Raw genomic sequence first — 16,296 nt, forward strand, 5'->3', positions numbered from 1 at the left:
GTCGCCCCCCGGTTCACCGCGGGGCGACGTCCCGGCCCATCACCCCCGCCAGGCGCAGGGCGCCCCTGGTAGCGCTCGGGCATGCCGGGGCGAGGAAGGGGAACTCGTGGACGGCGTCGATCGCGTACAGGTCGGCGGACCTGTCGGGCATCGCGCGGTGGAAGTCGTCGACCAGGAGATCGGCGGCCACCACCTCCCCGGCACGGGCGAGCAGCAGGCCCGGCAGCGCCCGCAGGGCGGGCCCGCCGACGCCCACCTCGCCACCGTCGTCGTGCCACACCCGCGTGGTACCCAGGATCCCGAAACGCACGGGGGCAATTGTCGCCCTTCGCGAGGCTCTCCGGCTTTCCGCGGGAGTCGCGGTGTTTCACCGAGGTCCGCGTACGTCGTACGACCCGGCGCCTCCCTAAGGGTGCCGGTTGGAGACCGAGACGACCTCGCCGGTCATGTACGTGGAGTACTCGCTCGCCAGGAAGACGATCACGTTGGCCACCTCCCACGGTTCCGCCGAGCGGCCGAAGGCCTCGCGGGAGGTCAGTTCGGCGAGCAGCTCGTCGGTGGTGACCTTGGCCAGGAAGGGGTGCATGACCAGTGAGGGGGCCACCGCGTTGACCCGGATGCCGTGCGGGGCGGCCTCCAGGGCGGCGCACCTGGTCAGGGCCATCACCCCGGCCTTGGCGGCCGCGTAGTGCGACTGGCCCTCCTGGGCGCGCCAGCCGATCACCGAGGAGTTGTTGACGATCACTCCGGAACCCTGGGGGACCATCAGCCGCAGGGCGGCCCTGGTACAGCGCATCGTGCCGGTGAGGGTCACCCCCAGGACGGCGTCCCACTGCTCGTCGGTCATCTCCACCAGCCGCGCCGTACCGCCCAGGCCCGCGTTGTTGACCACCACGTCCACCCGCCCGTGCGCCTCGGTCACCGCGTCGAACATGGCGCGCACCTCGGCCTCGGAGGTGACGTCGCAGGGCACCGCGAGCGGCTTGACCCCACTCAGCTCGGCCAGCGCCTCGGCGGCCTCGCCGAGGCGCCGCTCGTGCCGGTCGGAGACGACCACGGTCGCGCCCTCCTCGGCGCAGCGCCTGGCGGTGGCGTACCCGATGCCCGTCCCGGCCGCCGCCGTGACCAGGACGACCTTTCCGTCAAGCAGGCCGTGGGCACGGGGGTAGGGGGGAGGTGTCGCCATACGGGCTCCGTTCCGGTGGTCGTGTCTCAGCCCTTGGGCAGGCCCAGGGTGCGCTCGGCGATGATGTTGCGCTGGATCTCGCTGGACCCGGCGTAGATGGTGTCGGCGCGGCTGAACAGGTAGAGCCGCTGCAGCGCGTTGAGGTCGTACGGCGGGGCGTCGGCGACCAGGCCCGCGCGCCCCTGGACGGCCTGGGCCAGCTCACCCAGCCGCCGGTGCCACTCCGACCAGTACAGCTTGCCGATCGACACCTCGGGTCCCGGTTCGCCCGCCGACAGTGAGGTCATGGTGCGCAACGCGTTGAGCCGCATGATGTCCAGCTCCAGCCACGAGCGCACCAGCCGGTCGCGGAGCACCGGGTCCTCGGCGGCCCCGGTGCGCCTGGCGGTGGCCACCACCTCCGCGAACTCCCGCTGGAAGCCGATCTGCTGGCCCAGGGTGGAGGCGCCGCGCTCGTAGCCGAGGGTGGCCATCGCGATCCGCCAGCCCTCGCCGGGAGCGCCCAGGATGTTGCCCGCCGCGGTGCGGGCGCCGTCGAGGAAGACCTCGTTGAACTCGCTGGTGCCGGTCATCTGGAGGATGGGCCGTACCTCGATCCCCGGCTGGTCCATCGGGACCAGCAGGTAGGACAGGCCGCGGTGGCGTGCCGAGCCGGGCTCGGTCCTGGCGAGCACGAAGCACCAGTCGGCCACGTGGGCCAGCGAGGTCCACACCTTCTGGCCGGTGATGACCCACTCGCCGTCGTCCAGGCACGCTCGCGTCTGGACGCCTGCCAGGTCGGAGCCCGCCTCCGGCTCCGAGTAGCCCTGGCACCACAGCTCCTCGCCACGCTGGATGGGCGGCAGGAAGCGCCGCCGCTGCTCCTCGGTGCCGTGCTCCAGGATGGTCGGCCCGATCAGTCCCTCGCCGATGTGCCCGACCCTCGCCGGGGCGGCGGCACGGGCGTACTCCTCGTGGAAGGCGACCTGGTCCTCCAGAGTGGCGTCCCGGCCTCCGTACTCCCTGGGCCAGCCCAGGCAGGTCCACCCGGCCTCGCCCAGCCGCCGCTCCCAGGCGAGCCGGACCTCGTGCCCCTCGTGCTCGCGGCCGGGCCCGCCCAGTCCCCGGGCGTGCGCGAACTCGCCCGTGAGGTTCTCCTCCAGCCAGGAGCGTGCCTCCTCGCGCAGGGTCATGGAATACCTCCGGTGTGGGGACGTCAGGCGTGGAAACGGCCGTAGCCGCCCCTGAAGAAGAGCAGCGGGCCGCCGTCGCCGTGGACACCGAGCCGGTGGACCCTGGCGACGACGATGACGTGGTCGCCCGCGGGATGCTCCGCCTCGATTGAGCAGTCGATCCAGGCCAGGCTCTCCTCGATCACCGGGTTGCCACCCGGGGAGACCGTCCAGTCGAGCCCGGCGAACTTGTCGCCGCCCCGGCCGGCGAGCGCGGCGCAGACCGGTTGCTGGTGCTCGGCGAGCACGTTGATCGTCTGGGTTCTGGCGGCGCGCAGGCGCGGCCAGCTCGTGCTGCTGTGGGCCACGCAGAAGGCCACCAGCGGCGGGTCCAGCGACACCGAGGTGAAGGAGTTGGCCGCCAGGCCGCACGGCTCGCCGGTGTCGGGGTCGATGGCGGTGATGGCCACCACGCCGGTGGCGAAGTGGCCGAGCACGGAGCGGAACCACCGGCCGTCCACGGCGCCGCCCTGGTGCGTGGCCCCGTTGATCTCAGGTCTCTCGGCTCCGTTGGACGGGCCCTGCGAAAGGCCACTCTGCATGGCGACTCCGTTGGCGGTGGTGCCGCGCCCGGCCAAGGTGGCGCGGGGATGGTCGGCGGTCTCCAGCAGCCGGGCCGCGTGAGTGCTCATGGTGCTACTCGCCTCCTCAATCGCGCCCGATCGGCCTCCGAGGGGGTTCGGCGGCGGACGGCGTCCTCCACCGTCTGGCGCCATCTTACCAAGCGCTTGCTTGGATTGTAGGGGAGTGCCGGAAAAAGTCCCCGGTCGCCGTCGGCGGCGCGCGCCCGTCGTTGACATCCGCGATTCGCCCGGCCTAGCCTCTGGCCAAGCGCTTGCTTGAGATCGGAGGCTCGTACGTGGGTGGTTTCCGGGACCGCACGGCCGTGGCGGGCGTCGGGTACACCCGGTTCTCCAAGGATTCCGGGGTCAGCACCCTCACCCTGGCCTGCGAGGCCGTGCTGGCGGCCCTGGACGACGCGGGCCTGACCGTCGACGACGTCGACGGCATCGCCACCCACCGGGTCGGCGACTCCGCCGCGCCCTGCCTGGTCGGTCCCGCGCTCGGCATCCACGAGCCCTCCTGGTACCTCGACCAGTTCGGCGGCGGCAGCGTCTCCCACTCGGTGGTCGGCCAGGCGGCGCTCGCGGTCGCGGCGGGCGTCGCCGAGACCGTCGTCTGCTATCGGGCGATCAACGCGCGCTCGGAGTTCCGGATGGGCGGGACCGGCCGGGGGTTGCCGGTCAGCCCCGAGGTCCAGTACCAGGCGCCGTACGGCTATTTCGCGCCGCCGCAGCAGTACGCGATGTTCGCCCGCGCTCACATGTCGAGGTACGGCACCCGTCCCGAGCACTTCGGCGCGCTGGCGGTCGTCCAGCGCGCCAACGCGGCCAAGAACCCCCGGGCGCTCATGCGCACCCCGATCACCCTGGACGACTACCTGGCGAGCCGGTGGATCGCCGAGCCGTTCCGGCTGCTCGACTGCTGCCTGGAGACCGACGGCGCCTGCGCGCTCGTCGTCACGAGCGCCGAGCGGGCCGCCGACCTGCGCAGGCCGCCGGTGCTCATCTCCGCCGCCGCGTGGGGAGGCGGCGACTCCTTCCTGTCCGGCGGCCGGGCGGACACCACGGTGACCAGCGCGGCCGAACTGGCCCCGCGCCTGTACCGCCAGGCGGGCATCGGGCCCGCCGACGTCGACGTGGCCGAGATCTACGACTGCTTCACCTACTCGGTGATCGTGCAGCTGGAGGACTACGGCTTCTGCGCCAAGGGCGAGGGCGGCCCGTACGTCGCCTCGGGTGCCGTCGCGCCGGGTGGTGAGCTGCCGGTGAACACGCACGGCGGGTTCCTGTCGGAGGGGTACGTGCACGGCGTCAACCACATCGCCGAGGCCGTCTCACAGCTGAGGGGGGACGCGGGGGACAGGCAGGTGGAAGGGGCCGAGGTGGCGCTCTCCACGGCCCAGCCCGGCTACATCCTGCCCGCCACCTCGGCGCTGATCCTGCGGAAGGGGTGAGGGGTGCGTCCGGTTGCCGATCGCGACTCGGCGGAGTGGTGGAGGCGGACCGCCGGCGGGGAGTTCGTGCTCCAGCGGTGCGACTCCTGCGCCACACCGCGCTTTCCCGCCCGCGCCTACTGCCACCGCTGCAGGACCCGCGAGTGGCACTGGGAGCCCATCGCCCCGGCCGGCCGCGTCGAGAGCTGGATCGTCAGCCACCAGCCCTTCCTGGCCGGGGTGAGCGAGCCGTACACGGTGGTGATGGTACGGCTGGACGAGGCGCCCGAATGCGTCATGTACGGCAACTGGCGCGGTGCGGAGCCGCCGGTCGCGGGCCTGCCCGTCCGGGCGTGCTTCAGGAGGGTGGACGAGGAGCTGTCGCTGATCGACTGGCGTCCGCTCGGCTGAGGCGCGTTCGCGGTGAGGCTCATCGCCGGGGCCGAGTCACGGGTGCGTCCCGGCGGGTCCCGTTCCCGCCGATCGCGCTCCGGAGATGGGGAGCGCGCCCTGGCGGGCGTGGGGGACCCGCCAGGACGCGTTCCGCTCCGGCGCGATGGGCGGAGGACCCCGGCGAGGGGTGGGGTCCTCCGCCGGCTAGTCGCGCTCGGAGTCTGTGTCGGCGAAGGCGCGGACCTGGTGGTCCGCCTCCTTCTCCGCGAGGTCGTCGTCAGGCGTGGGCCGCCGGTAGTGCTGCGAGATGAGGCGGGCCGCCCCAGCCGGGTCGTCGGCCGGATGCGAGGACTCAACGCCGTCCTCGTTCCAGACAAAGAGCCCGTTCTTGCACCAAACGGTTAGATCGGTCAGCACCGAGAGTACGGACATCCCGCTTCCGTTGCTCTGGTAGGTGTGGGTGAACCCCTGGCGGTGCAACGCGTAGCGCAGTAAACGCGTCGCCTCGCGGGGGTCGCGCCAGGGCAGGTACGGCGCATCCACGCGGACCGACAGCACCGGCCTCCACCCCCTCGCTGGCCTTTCGATGGATTTGTACCAACGATTGGATGATGCGGGTCTTGGGAGGTTGGGTCAAGGGGCTGTTCCCCGCTAGAACCAGATCGTCTAGTTTTGTTGGCACAAAGGGGACTTAATGGCGCGGTCAACGCTGTATCAACTGGTGGCCTCCGATCTGAGGAGGACCATCTACTCCGGTGCGCTCGGACCGGGGGATCAGCTGCCGACCGAGGCGGAGCTCATGCTCGTGCACCAGGTGAGCCGGAACACCGTGCGGCTGGCTCTCGGCGAGCTGGTGAACGAGGGCCTGGTCACCCGCACCCCCCGCAGGGGCACCGTCGTGCGGGAGCGCCGTCCGCTGCTCATGCACCCCCAGCGCGAGCTGCAGCCGCGGGGCGAGGAGACCCTGGAGGCCTTCGCCTGGGCGGTCTCGCAGGAGGGCCGCGCGCCGAGCCAGGAGATCGAGGTCTCGATCGTGCACCCGGCCGAGGAGATCGCCAGCAGGCTGGAGCTCGCGGACGACGAGCTCGCCGTGGTCCGCCGCAGGCTGCGCTTCGTGGACGGCCAGCCGTACAACACCAACGACTCCTACTTCCCGCTGGCCCTGGTCGCCGACTCCGAGATCACCCGTCCCGGCGACATCAGGCGCGGGGCCAACAAGGTCCTTGAGGAGCTCGGCCACCGGCAGGTGCGGATGGTGGACGACATCTGGGCGCGGATGCCCAACAGCGCGGAGACCGAGCGGCTCCAGCTCCAGCTCGGCACGCCGGTCGTCGTCTACGTCCGAGTCGGTTACGACGTGGAGGACACCCCCGTGCGCGTGGCGGTGTCGGTACTGCCCGCGGACAAGCACCTGATCAGGTACGAGCTGGAAAGCCGTTGACATCTCGGTAACCGCCCTGACGGGCCGGCCCTCACTCCGTCCGCGCCGCGGGCGCCCGGCGGGCCGCGCCCGCAGGGCGGCCGTTCTCCTTCCGGCCGGCGCACTCCGGGCCGGGCCTTCCCCGGGCCCGGCCGTCTCGTCCGAGCTCCCCCCGTCCGGCGCCCTCCCGCCGGGCCCTCTCGCGCCGCCCGCGCCTCTCACCCCGACCGGCGTCTCCCCGCCGCTCGCCCCCAGCCCCTAGGCATCCGCCTAGCCCGACATGGGTGCCGTGCGCCATCAGGCGGCCACGCTCCGTGTCAACTCGCGTACCGAACGCAACGAAGGGATGAACCATGCACTCGAACACCGCCAGTCCCACCACCGTGCGCCCGTTCACGCTGCGCAGGGCCACGGACGGTGATCTCGACGGGGTGCTCGCGCTTCTCGCCGAGACCGCCGGGTGGCTGAACCGCCGCGGCGTGCGGCAGTGGCCCGCCGCCGGCTTCCCCGCCGAGCGCATCACCCCGCTGATCGACGAGGGCGTCATGTACCTGCTGGACGGGGAGGGCGGGCCCGCCGCGACCCTCGCCCTGGACGCTCACGCCGACCCCGAGTTCTGGGCTCCGGGAGACGACCCCGGCTCGGCGCTCTACGTCCACAAGCTGGCCGTGGCGCGCGCCCACGCCGGCCGGGGGCTGGGAGAGGCGCTGCTTGACTGGGCGGGCCTGCGGGTCCTGGCCCTGGGGAGAAGATGGCTCAGGCTTGACTGCTCCAAGGACAACGCGCGGCTCCAGGACTACTATCGGGGACAGCGTTTCGCGCATCTCCGCACGGTCGACCTGTCGCATCGCGCCTCCGGCGCCCTGTTCCAGCGGCCGGGGGGCCTGCGCGCCCACGCGTCCGGCCTCGCGCCGTCCTTCTCGGACCGGCGCGGGTCGTCCGTCCCCGAGCATGTCTGAACCACGGCGATCCCAGGGCAAACCCATCCGATAGCCTCCATTCATGACCGGATCCTTGCTTGAGGTGATCACGCTTGACGTGCGTGATGCCGTCGCGGCCGAAGCCGGTGGCGCCGATCGCCTGGAGGTCGTCGCCGACATGGCCGTGGACGGGCTCACCCCGGCTGCGGAGACGGTCGCGGCGATCTCCAAGGAGTGCGCGCTGCCGCAGATGGTGATGCTGCGTGGCGAGGCCTCGTTCCTGGCCACGCCCGAGTCGCTGAAGACCCTGAGCCGCGAGGCCAGGGCACTCGCCGACGCGGGCGCGGCCGGGTTCGTGTTCGGGTTCCTCGATCGGGCGGGGGCGGTCGACCTGGCCGCCACCGAGGCGCTCATCCATGCGGTCGCACCCCTGCCCTGGACTTTTCACCGGGCGGTGGATCACGCGGCCGACACCCAGGCGAGCTGGCGTGCCGTCCGCCTGCTGCCCAACCTCGCCACCGTGCTCACCTCGGGTGCGCCTGGTGGCGTGGCGGACGGGCTGCCGCTGCTCAAGACCCGGTGCGAGGCGGGCGACGGCCCGCTGATCATGGCCGGGGGCAGGTTGAGGCCCAGCCATGTCGGGGTGCTGCTGGAGTACGGCGTGCGGGCCTTCCACGTCGGCAGCGCCGTGCGGGCGTCCTGGTCGGACCCGGTCGACGAGCGCCGGGTCCGCCAGTGGCGCGCCCTGATCGACTGAGGCGCGCCAGGTCTCGCGGTGATCGGCCTGGGCGCCGGGAGCCGGGGGGACCGGCGATCGAGGTCAGGCCGGTGGAGCCGGGGCGGGGCCCAGGGCCAGGTCGGCGCGGCGCAGGGCGGCGGTCATGGTCTTGATCGTGGCGGGCTCGTCCATCACGCCCCCGCCCGCCTCGCGCCGCTCCTGCCAGGTGCGCACCCGGTCGGCGTACTCCTGGTAACGGGACAGGTGGAAGGCGTAGACCGTCGCGTACCGGCTGACCAGGTGTGACGGGTGCATGTCCCAGCCCTGGTAGAAGCCATGGCCCAGGGAGTGCCCGACCAGCTCCGCGTGGCGCCGCCACAGCTCCTGCACGGCCCGCCTGTCATCCGAGGCGGGGGAGGCCGCCAGCGAACCGTCCGACAACTCCACGCCGGTCCCGGCGAAGACCGTCTGCATGACGTTCCTGGCGTGATCGCAGACGGGATGGTCCAGCCGCTGCTCGTGCGGGGGCAGGGCGCAGCTCGCCGTGTAGTCGAAGACGCCGAAGTGCGCCGCGGCCAGCCGGCCCCGCAGGGAGGCGACCAGAGCGGAGTCGAGGAACAGCACCGTCTGCGGCGCCTCGACCTGGATCTCGAACCGGAGCGCACCCTCGTCGAGGCCCAGCCCGTCCTCCAGCGCCCGCAGGCAGTCGGCGAACTGGTGGAGGTAGGCCCTCATCAGCACCTTCGGGAAGGTGACCACGAATCCCCCGGGCAGTCGCCCGACCCGCTCGACCACGCCGGTGAGAAAGCCGTCCAGCGTCCTGAGGGAGCGGACCGGGTCGCCGTCGGCGAACGACTTCACCCGCAGACCCCAGCGGCGGGGGAGCGTTCCGGCCGCGTGCATGGCCGCGATCGCCTCGGCGGCGGTGGAGGCGTGACCGTCCTCCTCCGCGGGACGCGGCCCGTACCCGTCCTCGAAGTCGACGCGCAGGTCCTCGACGGGCTCCTCGCCGAGCTTGGCGGCCACCCGGCCGTGCACGGCTCCGGCGAGGTCCCCGCCCACGCCGAGGATCGCGGCCAGATCGCCCTGTGGCAGGTGCCGCCGCATCAGCTCCAGCGCGGCGTCACCCCACGCCCGCACCGTCCCGGCGTCGAGGCGGTCCGCGGGGACGTAGACCGTGTGCACCGGCTGCCACCCGGCCGGCCCGTACGGGTACAGCGCCGACTGCTCGCGGTGGACCCGCTCGAAGCCCGGGATCAGGGCGGACGGGTCGGCGAGCGTGACGCGCATGCTGGTGCTCCTCTGTGGACGTGCCGATATGGACGTGCCGTTTCGAACGCACCTTAGCCGCAGCCCTCCGCCGCCGGTCCCCCCTGCCACCGTCGCCCCACGCCGATCAGTGGACTCAGCCGGTCCCAACCGGATCACAAGTCACCATGGCTAAACTTTGCCATCGAAGTTCGATCACTCGGCGATGGGATGACATGAACAGACTCAAGGGGCTCTCCGCGCTGGCCGGGTCCCTGCTGGCCGTACTGCTGATGACGCAGGCGGCTCCGGCCGCCGCGGCGGCCGCGCCCGCGAAGCCCAAGGTGGCCGTGGCGGTGAAGGCGGGTCCGGCCAAGCACACCGGTAAGTGCCCGGTGACCGTCGGCTTCACGGCGAAGATCAAGGTGAGCGCGCCCACCGTGGTGGCCTACCGCTGGCTCAGGGGCGACGGCTCCAAAAGCGCGGTGAAGACCGTCAAGGTGAACGGGACGAAGATCCTGAAGGATCGCGCCACCTTCCGCGGCAACCTGAAGGGCTGGCAGGCGCTCGAGGTGCTGAGCCCGCGCAAGGTCGTCTCCAAGAAGGCGACCTTCGCGATCTCCTGCGCGCCGCAGAGCGGCGGCGGTAACGGTGACAACGGCGGTGACGGTGGCGTCGACCCGCAGGGCCCGGCGGAGGGCCAGGGCGGCACCGAGAACGGCGAGTAGCGCGAACAGCGCCCCGGCCGCGGCCACCCTCCGGTTCTCCGGGCGTGGCCGCGGCCGTGTCATTGACGGCCGCAGGCGGTGAGCATGGCGGCGATGCCGAGGAGTTTCACCCGCTCGCCCCGGTCGAGGGACCTGGCCAGCGCCGCCTCGGCGGCCTCGATGGCCAGCCAGTGCTCGTAGGTGATCGGCGAGATGCCCCGGGAGGCGAGGAGCTCGTCCGGGTCCGTGCGGTGTACCGGATCGCGGCCGGCGAGATCGGCGAGGAGGGTGCGGACCGTCTCGGCGGCGTCGGACTTGTTAGTGCCGATCACACCGCTGGGGCCGCGCTTGAGCCAGCCCGCCACGTACTCGCGGTCGCGGACCCGGCCGGCCTCGTTCGGCACGGTCATGGTGGCCTCGGAGAAGGGAACGCCGGGTAGCGGCACGCTCTGGTAGCCGACCGAGCGCAGCACCATGCCGACCGGGAGGGTCTCGAACTCGCCGGTGCCGACCACCCGGCCGTCCAGCAGCCGGGTTCGCTCCAGCTTGAGCGCCTCCACCCGCCCCTCGCCGAGGATCTCCACCGGGCGCATCCAGAACCGCACGTCCAGCCGCCGGGGACGGCCCGTCAGGCCGCGGGCCGCCCAGCTCTGCAGGACCTCGACGTTGCCCCTGATCTGCCGGGACGCCGTCGAGACGTCCGCGGCGCTCTCCTCGGGCCGCACCCGCACGTCCGCGTTGGTCAGCTCGCCCAGCTCCCTGAGCTCCTTCAGGGTGAACTTGGCGTGCTCGGGCCCCCGGCGGCCGATCATGTGGATGGCCTTCACCTCGCTGGCGGCCAGCCGGTCGAGGACCTCCTGCGGCACGTCGGTGGCGCGCAGCTCGTCGGCGGTCTTGGCCAGGATGCGCACCACGTCGACCGCCACGTTCCCCACGCCGATCACCGCGACCTCGGGGCTGTCGAGGACGAAGCGGTCACCGGGCATGTCGGGATGGCCGCAGTACCAGTTGACGAAGTCGGTGGCGGCCACGCTGCCCGGCAGGTCCTCGCCGGGGATGCCCATCCGCCGGTCCACCATCGCGCCGGTGCAGTAGACCACGGCGTCGTAGCAGTCGAGCAGATCGGTGACGCCGATGTCCCTGCCGAACTCGACACCGCCGAGGAACCGCACGTCCGGAAGCTCCAGCACGCCGCGCAGGTAGCCCGCTATCGACTTGATCGAGGTGTGGTCGGGGGCGACCCCGTAGCGCACCAGCCCGTACGGGGTCGGCAGCCGCTCCAGCACGTCCACCCGCAGGGGCACGGTGGCCTGTTTCCTCAGGGCCTCGGCCGTGTAGATCCCGGCGGGCCCCGACCCCACGATCGCGACTCGCAGCGACACATCGCCTCCCAGGGTGCTGGCTGTCATGACGCGATTCTCCATTACCGGTGCCCGCCGGGCCAGTCTCGGCGGTCCGTTGTGATCGAACCGGTCATCCGGCACGGGGCGTCCGGCGGATACGTTTCCAATATTTCCGAACATTCCCTGCGAACACGGTGTTCCCGGCGGGCCTGGTCCTCCGTGGGAGCACGTGCCTCGGAGGTTCTCTGCATTTCCCGCGAACACGGTGTGCCCGGCGTGCCCGGTGCCCCGTGAGAGGACGTGCTCGTGCGCCCGCCCACGGGGTCGCTCGCGCGCTGTCTACGGGGTCGTCCGCGCGCGCAGGGCGCGTTTGTCTATCTTCCCGTTGCCGGTGACGGGAAGGGCGTCGACCACGATCACCCGCCTGGGCACCTTGTAGTTGGACATGTTGTCGCGGGCCCAGGAGATGACCTTCTCCGGCTCGACGGCCGCCCCCGGCCTCGGGACCACGAACGCCCAGCCGACCTCGCCCATCCGCTCGTCGGGTACCGAGACCACCGCGGCCTGGGCCAGGGAGCCCTCCCGCAGCAGGAGCCCCTCCACCTCGGCGGGGGAGACGTTGAACCCCCCGGCGATGAACAGCTCCTTCTTACGGTCCACGATGGCGAGGTCGCCGCGGGTGTCGAGGGCGCCGATGTCGCCGGTGTGCAGCCAGCCGTCCCTGATCACCTCGGCTGTTCTTTCCGGCTCGCCCCAGTAGCCGCGCATGACCCCGTACCCGCGGACGAGGACCTCGCCGCGCTCGCCGCGCGGCACCTCCAGGCCGTCGTCGCCGACGATCCGCACCTCCATGCCCGGCACGGGGCGGCCCGTACTGCCCGCGATGACCTCCACGGGGTCGTCGGCCCTGGTCATGGAGACCACCGTGCCCTCCATCAACCCGTACGCGTTGATCATGCGTTCCAGGCCGATCCGCTCCAGCAGCCTGCGTACCAGCTCGGAGGGGACGGAGGCCGCCCCGCAGATCGCCACGCGCACCGAGTGCTCGCCGATCTCGGTCTCCTCGAGCAACCGGTGGAACAGCGTCGGGGGCCCGGCCAGGATCGTGATCCCGCCGTCGCGGATCAGGCCGGCCAGCAGGTCGGGGCCGAACGTGGCGATCGGCATCATCGTGGCCCTGCGCATGACCGAGGCCAGCAGCCCGGCGTTGAGCCCGAAGCCGTGCGCGAAGGGGGCGATCACCGGGTAGCGGTCGCCGGGGCCGAGCGTGACGATCTCCGCCCAGTCCCAGTAACCGCGCAGCATCCGGTCGTGTTCGAGCATCACGCCCTTGGGCGTGCCCGTGGTGCCCGAGGTGGAGATGATCTCGCACAGGTCGTCAGGTCGTACGGCCAGCGCGCGCTCCTCGGCCTCGGCGCGCCCGATGAGGGAACCGGCGGCGAGCACCTGCGAGGGCTGCGCAGAGCCGGGCCGCTCCAGCCCCTCGGGCACGATCGAGTGCCGCAGGTCCGGCAGGCCGGCGAAGGGCAGGCCGCCGCCCGTCTCGCCGGCGGCCTCGGCCAGCAGGTCGGCCAGCACGGCGCCGTCGTGACCGTGCCCGGTGATCAGCACGCTCGCCCCGGTCGAGCGGAGCGTCGCGGCGGCCTCGATGCCCTTGTAGCGCGACGACAGCGGCACGAGCACCGCGCCGGCGTCCCAGACGCCGAACGCGGTGATCACCCAGTACGCGTCGTTCGGGCCCCAGACGGCGACCCGGTCGCCCGGCAGCACGCCCAGCGCGATCAGGCCCCTGGCGACCTCGCCCGCCCGGTCGCGCAGCTCGGCGAGGGTCAGCCGGACCGTCCCGTCGTCCACGACGACGTCCGAGGGGTGATCGCCGGACAGGGCGCGGAGCATGCGGGGAATCGTCCGCCAGCCGGGTACTTCCATAGCGGTCGCGCCTTTCGTGGATCAGCGGGCGATGGCTGTGCGATCCCTGCCCAGGTGGTGGCCTCGCGTGTCGTTCACCACGCCGGGGGAGACCGTCTCCGAGATCCGGTCGGAGATCTCGACGGCGATCGTGACCGGGGTGAGCGCCTTGAGCGACTGCTGGAGGCGCGACCTCCACATGGGATTCCCGACGAGGCTCTCCCGCTTGAAGGTCACGGTCAGGACCGCGGCGTCGAGCGTGCCCTGCCGCGAGACGCCCAGCTCCCAGCCGGAGACTCCGTCGATCTTGTTGAGCGCCCGCTGGATCCGGTTCAGCGACACCCACACCCCGCGCACCAGCACGTGGTCGCCGACCGTGTGCTCGGGGGCGGGGATCGCCTCCCCGCCGGAGACCCTGACCACCTGGCCGGTGCGCACCGCCTCCCCGGCCCGCGCGCCGGCGACGACCAGTTCGGCCGGCCCCGAGGCGTACGGCGGTGCCTGCAGCTCGTCCTTCTCCAGCGGGGCCAGGCCCACCGAGCCGGGTACGAGCAGGGTCAGCGGCGCCGACTCCGAGGACCGCCAAGCCAGCGGCGTCGCGGTGAACGGCGAGCAGTAGACCTCCGTCACCCGTGCCCCGAACTCCGTCGCCAGATGCGACATCGTGCGGCGCGAGGCGATCTCCCCGGTCAGCACGACGTGCCGCAGGCCCAGGTCCAGCGGGTCCAGCAGGAATTCCAGGTGTAGCCGGGCCAGCAGGTCCATCGCGCCGGTCGGCGTGATCACCAGGGTGGTCGCGCCCAGCGACTCCAGCGCGTGGTGCAGCCTGAGCCTGCCCCGGGGGCCGACGGAGGCACCCGCCCCCGCCACCTCGGCGGCGGCGCGCGCCCACTGCGGGCCCGCCAGCTCGCCGTCGCCCGACAGCGCCGCCACCACCCGGTCCCGCCCGTCCACGCCCACCGCCCGCAGTGCGGCGGCGTAGGCGGCGGTCAGCTCGCCGAGCTCGCCCGCGGGGGTCACGCTGCCGGCGTCGGCGGAGACCAGCAGCAGCCCGGACGCGCTACGGCTCCCGGCGGCGAGGTCGTCCCTGGTCAGCCATACGGAGGGCGCACCGAGCGGGGCGGCTCCGGCGGGCGCCGCGTTCGGGGCGGGCGCGGCGCCGTCGCCGCCGGCCGCCGGGTTCGTCGTCAATTGATCACCTCGGTCATGAAAAGCCGCATCGACTCGCAGACGTGTTCGTGGGCGAGGCCGCCCACCTGTGCCTGCAGGATCAGGTCGGTGGCCCCGGCCTCGGCGATACGGGCCGCGGCCTTCCGGGAGCCCTCCACGTCGTCCACCACGACCATGTGGTGCTCGCGGAGCGTGGCCATGGCCTCCTCGGGGGGCATGCCGGCCGCGAGCTGGCCCAGGACCTTGTGGGTGGCGTGCCGGGCGTCGTAGTAGTCGGGAGGGGTGACCAGGTTGACCTGGCGCCGGATGTACCACAGGACCGGATCGGAGGCGATCTCGAACGCCCGCTCCCTGGTGCCGCCGACGAACCACGGGATCATCAGCGCGATCCGCCGGCTGTCGGGGTCGAAGCCGTTGTCGGCCAGGCACTGCCGGTAGCTCGCGATGTCCTCGGCGACGTCGTCGAGGCCCTTGAGCATCGTCATGCCCAGCAGGTTGTAACCGTGCCTGGCCGCGGCCAGGTAGCCCTCCAGGGAGGTGGACGCCACCCACACGGGAGGGTGCGGCACCTGGGCCGGTCGAGGGTAGACGGAGACGTCGGGGATCTCGAAGAACTCGTTGGACCGGCTGATCGGCTCGCCGTCGGCGTTCCAGATGGCGAGGGTGGCCTCCAGCGAGTCCTCCCAGATCTGCCGTGACTTCTCGAAGGGCTTCTGGAACGCCTGGTACTCCAGCGGGGAGGCGCCCCGTCCGGTACCGAACTCCACCCGGCCGCCGGAGATGACGTCGAGGGTCGCGACGCGTTCGGCGGTCCTGATGGGCGACTGGAAGGGCAGCAGCACCACGCCCAGGCCGAGGTGGATCCGCTCGGTGCGCTGGGAGATGGCGGCCAGCACGAGGTCGGGGGCCGATGAGTGGGAGAAGCCCCGGGTGAAGTGGTGCTCGACGAACCACGCGGTGTCGAAGCCCAGCCGGTCTCCGAGGACCACCTGGTCGATCACGTTGCGGAACGTCTGCTGTTCGACCTCGCGGGAGCGTCCGCGGACCTCCAGCTCGTAGCCCAGGCTGATCCTTAGGGACGTCATCCACGCCTCCGTTGTGTCCATCCGACCCCCGGCCGAGGCCTTCCACTTAACCAAGCGCTCGCTTGGCGAGATTACCAGCATGCCGGGACGTCAACAAGCCGACCCGTGAGGCGCCCTCCCTACAGGCCCGCGGCGGCGGCCAGGCGGGCGCGGTGCGCCTGCGGGGTGCCGAGGAGCTGGGCGTCCGCGGTGGCCCGCTTGAAGTAGCGATGGGCCGGATGCTCCCAGGTGACGCCGGTGCCGCCGTGGACCTGGATGCTCTCGCCCGCGGCGGCCAGGTAGGCCTCCGTGCAGTAGGAGCCCGCGACGGCGGCCCGGACGGGAAGCTCCTCCGGCGGGGCGCCCGCGGCGGCCAGGGCGGCCGAGCGGGCCGACTCGACCAGCAGGAGCACGTCGGCGAGCTTGTGCTTGATCGCCTGGAAGGAGCCGATCGGGCGGCCGAACTGGTGGCGCTGTCTCGCGTGGGCCACCGCGGTCTCCAGGCAGCGGGCCGCCCCGCCCACCTGCTCGGCGGCCAGCGCGGCGACCGCCAGGTCGCGGACCCGCTCGTACGCCGTGCCGGAGCCGATCCGGACGACGGGGACGGCGTCGAAGGCGAGCGCGGTGAGCGGGCGGGTCTGGTCCAGGGTGGGCAGCGGCGCGCGGGAGGAGGGGGCGGCCTCAAGGAGCGCGCCGCCCGCGTAGGCCAGCACCAGCTCGCCGTCCAGGGCGTGCCGGGCGATCCCGGTCAGCCGGTCGCCGTCCAGCACCAGCTCGGCGTCGCCGGGGAGCAGCACGGTCGCGGTGACGGCGCCTTCGGCGATGCCGGGAAGCAACCTGGCCATGGCCGCCCGGTCGCCGGTGGCCTTGATCGCCTCCACGGCCAGCACCGCGGTCTGCAGGTAGGGATGGGGTGACAGGGCGCGGCCGACCTCCTCGCACACGACGGCCGTCTCGGCCATGCCGCAGCCCGCGCCGCCGTACTCCTCGGGGACCGCCAGGCCGGCCACGC

Annotated in this window: 17 protein-coding genes; 6 read left to right on the forward strand and 11 right to left on the reverse strand. The window is 72.5% G+C overall.

What is annotated here, in order from left to right:
• Window positions 1–13: 13 nt before the first annotated feature.
• The 4 genes from ABT130_RS03065 to ABT130_RS03080 form a co-directional block, all read right to left on the reverse strand.
• Window positions 14–310, reverse strand: coding sequence for a hypothetical protein (locus ABT130_RS03065; RefSeq protein ID WP_350952351.1), 297 nt, complete (start codon window positions 308–310; stop codon window positions 14–16).
• A 96-nt stretch (window positions 311–406) separates the two neighbouring features.
• Window positions 407–1,186 (reverse strand): SDR family oxidoreductase, encoded by a 780-nt coding sequence (locus ABT130_RS03070; RefSeq protein WP_350912987.1) that lies wholly within the window; start codon window positions 1,184–1,186, stop codon window positions 407–409.
• Between the two features lie 26 nt (window positions 1,187–1,212).
• Window positions 1,213–2,358: an acyl-CoA dehydrogenase family protein gene (locus ABT130_RS03075; RefSeq protein ID WP_350952353.1), complete on the reverse strand. Its 1,146-nt coding sequence runs from the start codon at window positions 2,356–2,358 to the stop codon at window positions 1,213–1,215.
• Window positions 2,359–2,381: 23 nt separating this feature from the next.
• The gene (locus ABT130_RS03080) at window positions 2,382–3,029 is read right to left on the reverse strand and encodes a flavin reductase family protein (RefSeq protein ID WP_350912992.1); all 648 of its coding nucleotides are present in this window, start codon (window positions 3,027–3,029) and stop codon (window positions 2,382–2,384) included.
• Between the two features lie 227 nt (window positions 3,030–3,256).
• Between ABT130_RS03080 and ABT130_RS03085 the strand changes: the two genes are divergently transcribed.
• Together ABT130_RS03085 and ABT130_RS03090 are read left to right on the forward strand one after the other, a co-directional pair.
• Entirely contained in the window at window positions 3,257–4,414 is a 1,158-nt protein-coding gene (locus tag ABT130_RS03085) for a thiolase C-terminal domain-containing protein (protein ID WP_350952380.1), read from the forward strand.
• Window positions 4,415–4,417: 3 nt separating this feature from the next.
• Window positions 4,418–4,804 carry a Zn-ribbon domain-containing OB-fold protein gene (locus ABT130_RS03090; RefSeq protein WP_350952355.1) on the forward strand — a complete coding sequence of 129 codons (387 nt, stop codon included), beginning with the start codon at window positions 4,418–4,420 and terminating at the stop codon, window positions 4,802–4,804.
• Between the two features lie 186 nt (window positions 4,805–4,990).
• Here ABT130_RS03090 and ABT130_RS03095 read toward each other — a convergent pair whose 3' ends face one another.
• Entirely contained in the window at window positions 4,991–5,344 is a 354-nt protein-coding gene (locus ABT130_RS03095) for a hypothetical protein (protein ID WP_350952357.1), read from the reverse strand.
• Window positions 5,345–5,480: 136 nt separating this feature from the next.
• Here ABT130_RS03095 and ABT130_RS03100 point away from each other — a divergent pair, with 136 nt between their 5' ends.
• The 3 genes from ABT130_RS03100 (at window position 5,481) to ABT130_RS03110 (ending at window position 7,883) form a co-directional block, all read left to right on the forward strand.
• A complete protein-coding gene (locus ABT130_RS03100; protein WP_350912998.1) occupies window positions 5,481–6,227 on the forward strand; it encodes a GntR family transcriptional regulator in 747 nt (248 codons plus the stop codon).
• A gap of 332 nt (window positions 6,228–6,559) precedes the next feature.
• Window positions 6,560–7,165 carry a GNAT family N-acetyltransferase gene (locus ABT130_RS03105; protein ID WP_350952359.1) on the forward strand — a complete coding sequence of 202 codons (606 nt, stop codon included), beginning with the start codon at window positions 6,560–6,562 and terminating at the stop codon, window positions 7,163–7,165.
• Window positions 7,166–7,208: 43 nt separating this feature from the next.
• Entirely contained in the window at window positions 7,209–7,883 is a 675-nt protein-coding gene (locus ABT130_RS03110; RefSeq protein ID WP_350952361.1) for a copper homeostasis protein CutC, read from the forward strand.
• Window positions 7,884–7,946: 63 nt separating this feature from the next.
• Here the strand turns inward: ABT130_RS03110 and ABT130_RS03115 are convergent, their stop codons facing one another.
• Entirely contained in the window at window positions 7,947–9,134 is a 1,188-nt protein-coding gene (locus ABT130_RS03115; protein WP_350952362.1) for a DUF6986 family protein, read from the reverse strand.
• 194 nt (window positions 9,135–9,328) lie between these two features.
• On the opposite strand from ABT130_RS03115, the gene ABT130_RS03120 reads away from it, so the two are divergent.
• Window positions 9,329–9,820: a hypothetical protein gene (locus ABT130_RS03120; RefSeq protein ID WP_350913007.1), complete on the forward strand. Its 492-nt coding sequence runs from the start codon at window positions 9,329–9,331 to the stop codon at window positions 9,818–9,820.
• A 59-nt stretch (window positions 9,821–9,879) separates the two neighbouring features.
• Here ABT130_RS03120 and ABT130_RS03125 read toward each other — a convergent pair whose 3' ends face one another.
• The 5 genes from ABT130_RS03125 to ABT130_RS03145 all read right to left on the reverse strand — a co-directional run.
• Window positions 9,880–11,208: an FAD-dependent oxidoreductase gene (locus ABT130_RS03125; protein WP_350913009.1), complete on the reverse strand. Its 1,329-nt coding sequence runs from the start codon at window positions 11,206–11,208 to the stop codon at window positions 9,880–9,882.
• Between the two features lie 273 nt (window positions 11,209–11,481).
• Complete coding sequence (locus tag ABT130_RS03130; protein ID WP_350952363.1) at window positions 11,482–13,071, reverse strand: AMP-binding protein; 1,590 nt, start codon at window positions 13,069–13,071, stop codon at window positions 11,482–11,484.
• A 21-nt stretch (window positions 13,072–13,092) separates the two neighbouring features.
• Entirely contained in the window at window positions 13,093–14,241 is a 1,149-nt protein-coding gene (locus ABT130_RS03135; protein ID WP_350952364.1) for a class I adenylate-forming enzyme family protein, read from the reverse strand.
• The gene (locus ABT130_RS03140) at window positions 14,238–15,305 is read right to left on the reverse strand and encodes an LLM class flavin-dependent oxidoreductase (RefSeq protein ID WP_350913015.1); all 1,068 of its coding nucleotides are present in this window, start codon (window positions 15,303–15,305) and stop codon (window positions 14,238–14,240) included. Before ABT130_RS03140 ends, ABT130_RS03135 begins: the two co-directional genes overlap by 4 nt.
• Before the next feature lie 119 nt (window positions 15,306–15,424).
• Window positions 15,425–16,296 (reverse strand): acyl-CoA dehydrogenase family protein (locus tag ABT130_RS03145; RefSeq protein WP_350952365.1); only part of this gene is annotated, 872 nt, incomplete at its 5' end.

The sequence above is a fragment of the Streptosporangium sp. NPDC001681 genome (genome assembly GCF_040298085.1).
Taxonomy (GTDB): domain Bacteria; phylum Actinomycetota; class Actinomycetes; order Streptosporangiales; family Streptosporangiaceae; genus Streptosporangium.

Bases quoted from the DNA above. Each gene is read 5' to 3' on its own strand.
- ABT130_RS03070 (WP_350912987.1), bottom strand. From the start codon at position 1,186: ATGGCGACACCTCCCCCCTACCCCCGTGCCCACGGCCTGCTTGACGGA.
- ABT130_RS03075 (WP_350952353.1), bottom strand. From the start codon at position 2,358: ATGACCCTGCGCGAGGAGGCACGCTCCTGGCTGGAGGAGAACCTCACG.
- ABT130_RS03080 (WP_350912992.1), bottom strand. From the start codon at position 3,029: ATGAGCACTCACGCGGCCCGGCTGCTGGAGACCGCCGACCATCCCCGC.
- ABT130_RS03100 (WP_350912998.1), top strand. From the start codon at position 5,481: ATGGCGCGGTCAACGCTGTATCAACTGGTGGCCTCCGATCTGAGGAGG.
- ABT130_RS03105 (WP_350952359.1), top strand. From the start codon at position 6,560: ATGCACTCGAACACCGCCAGTCCCACCACCGTGCGCCCGTTCACGCTG.
- ABT130_RS03110 (WP_350952361.1), top strand. From the start codon at position 7,209: ATGACCGGATCCTTGCTTGAGGTGATCACGCTTGACGTGCGTGATGCC.
- ABT130_RS03115 (WP_350952362.1), bottom strand. From the start codon at position 9,134: ATGCGCGTCACGCTCGCCGACCCGTCCGCCCTGATCCCGGGCTTCGAG.
- ABT130_RS03120 (WP_350913007.1), top strand. From the start codon at position 9,329: ATGAACAGACTCAAGGGGCTCTCCGCGCTGGCCGGGTCCCTGCTGGCC.
- ABT130_RS03125 (WP_350913009.1), bottom strand. From the start codon at position 11,208: ATGACAGCCAGCACCCTGGGAGGCGATGTGTCGCTGCGAGTCGCGATC.
- ABT130_RS03130 (WP_350952363.1), bottom strand. From the start codon at position 13,071: ATGGAAGTACCCGGCTGGCGGACGATTCCCCGCATGCTCCGCGCCCTG.
- ABT130_RS03140 (WP_350913015.1), bottom strand. From the start codon at position 15,305: ATGACGTCCCTAAGGATCAGCCTGGGCTACGAGCTGGAGGTCCGCGGA.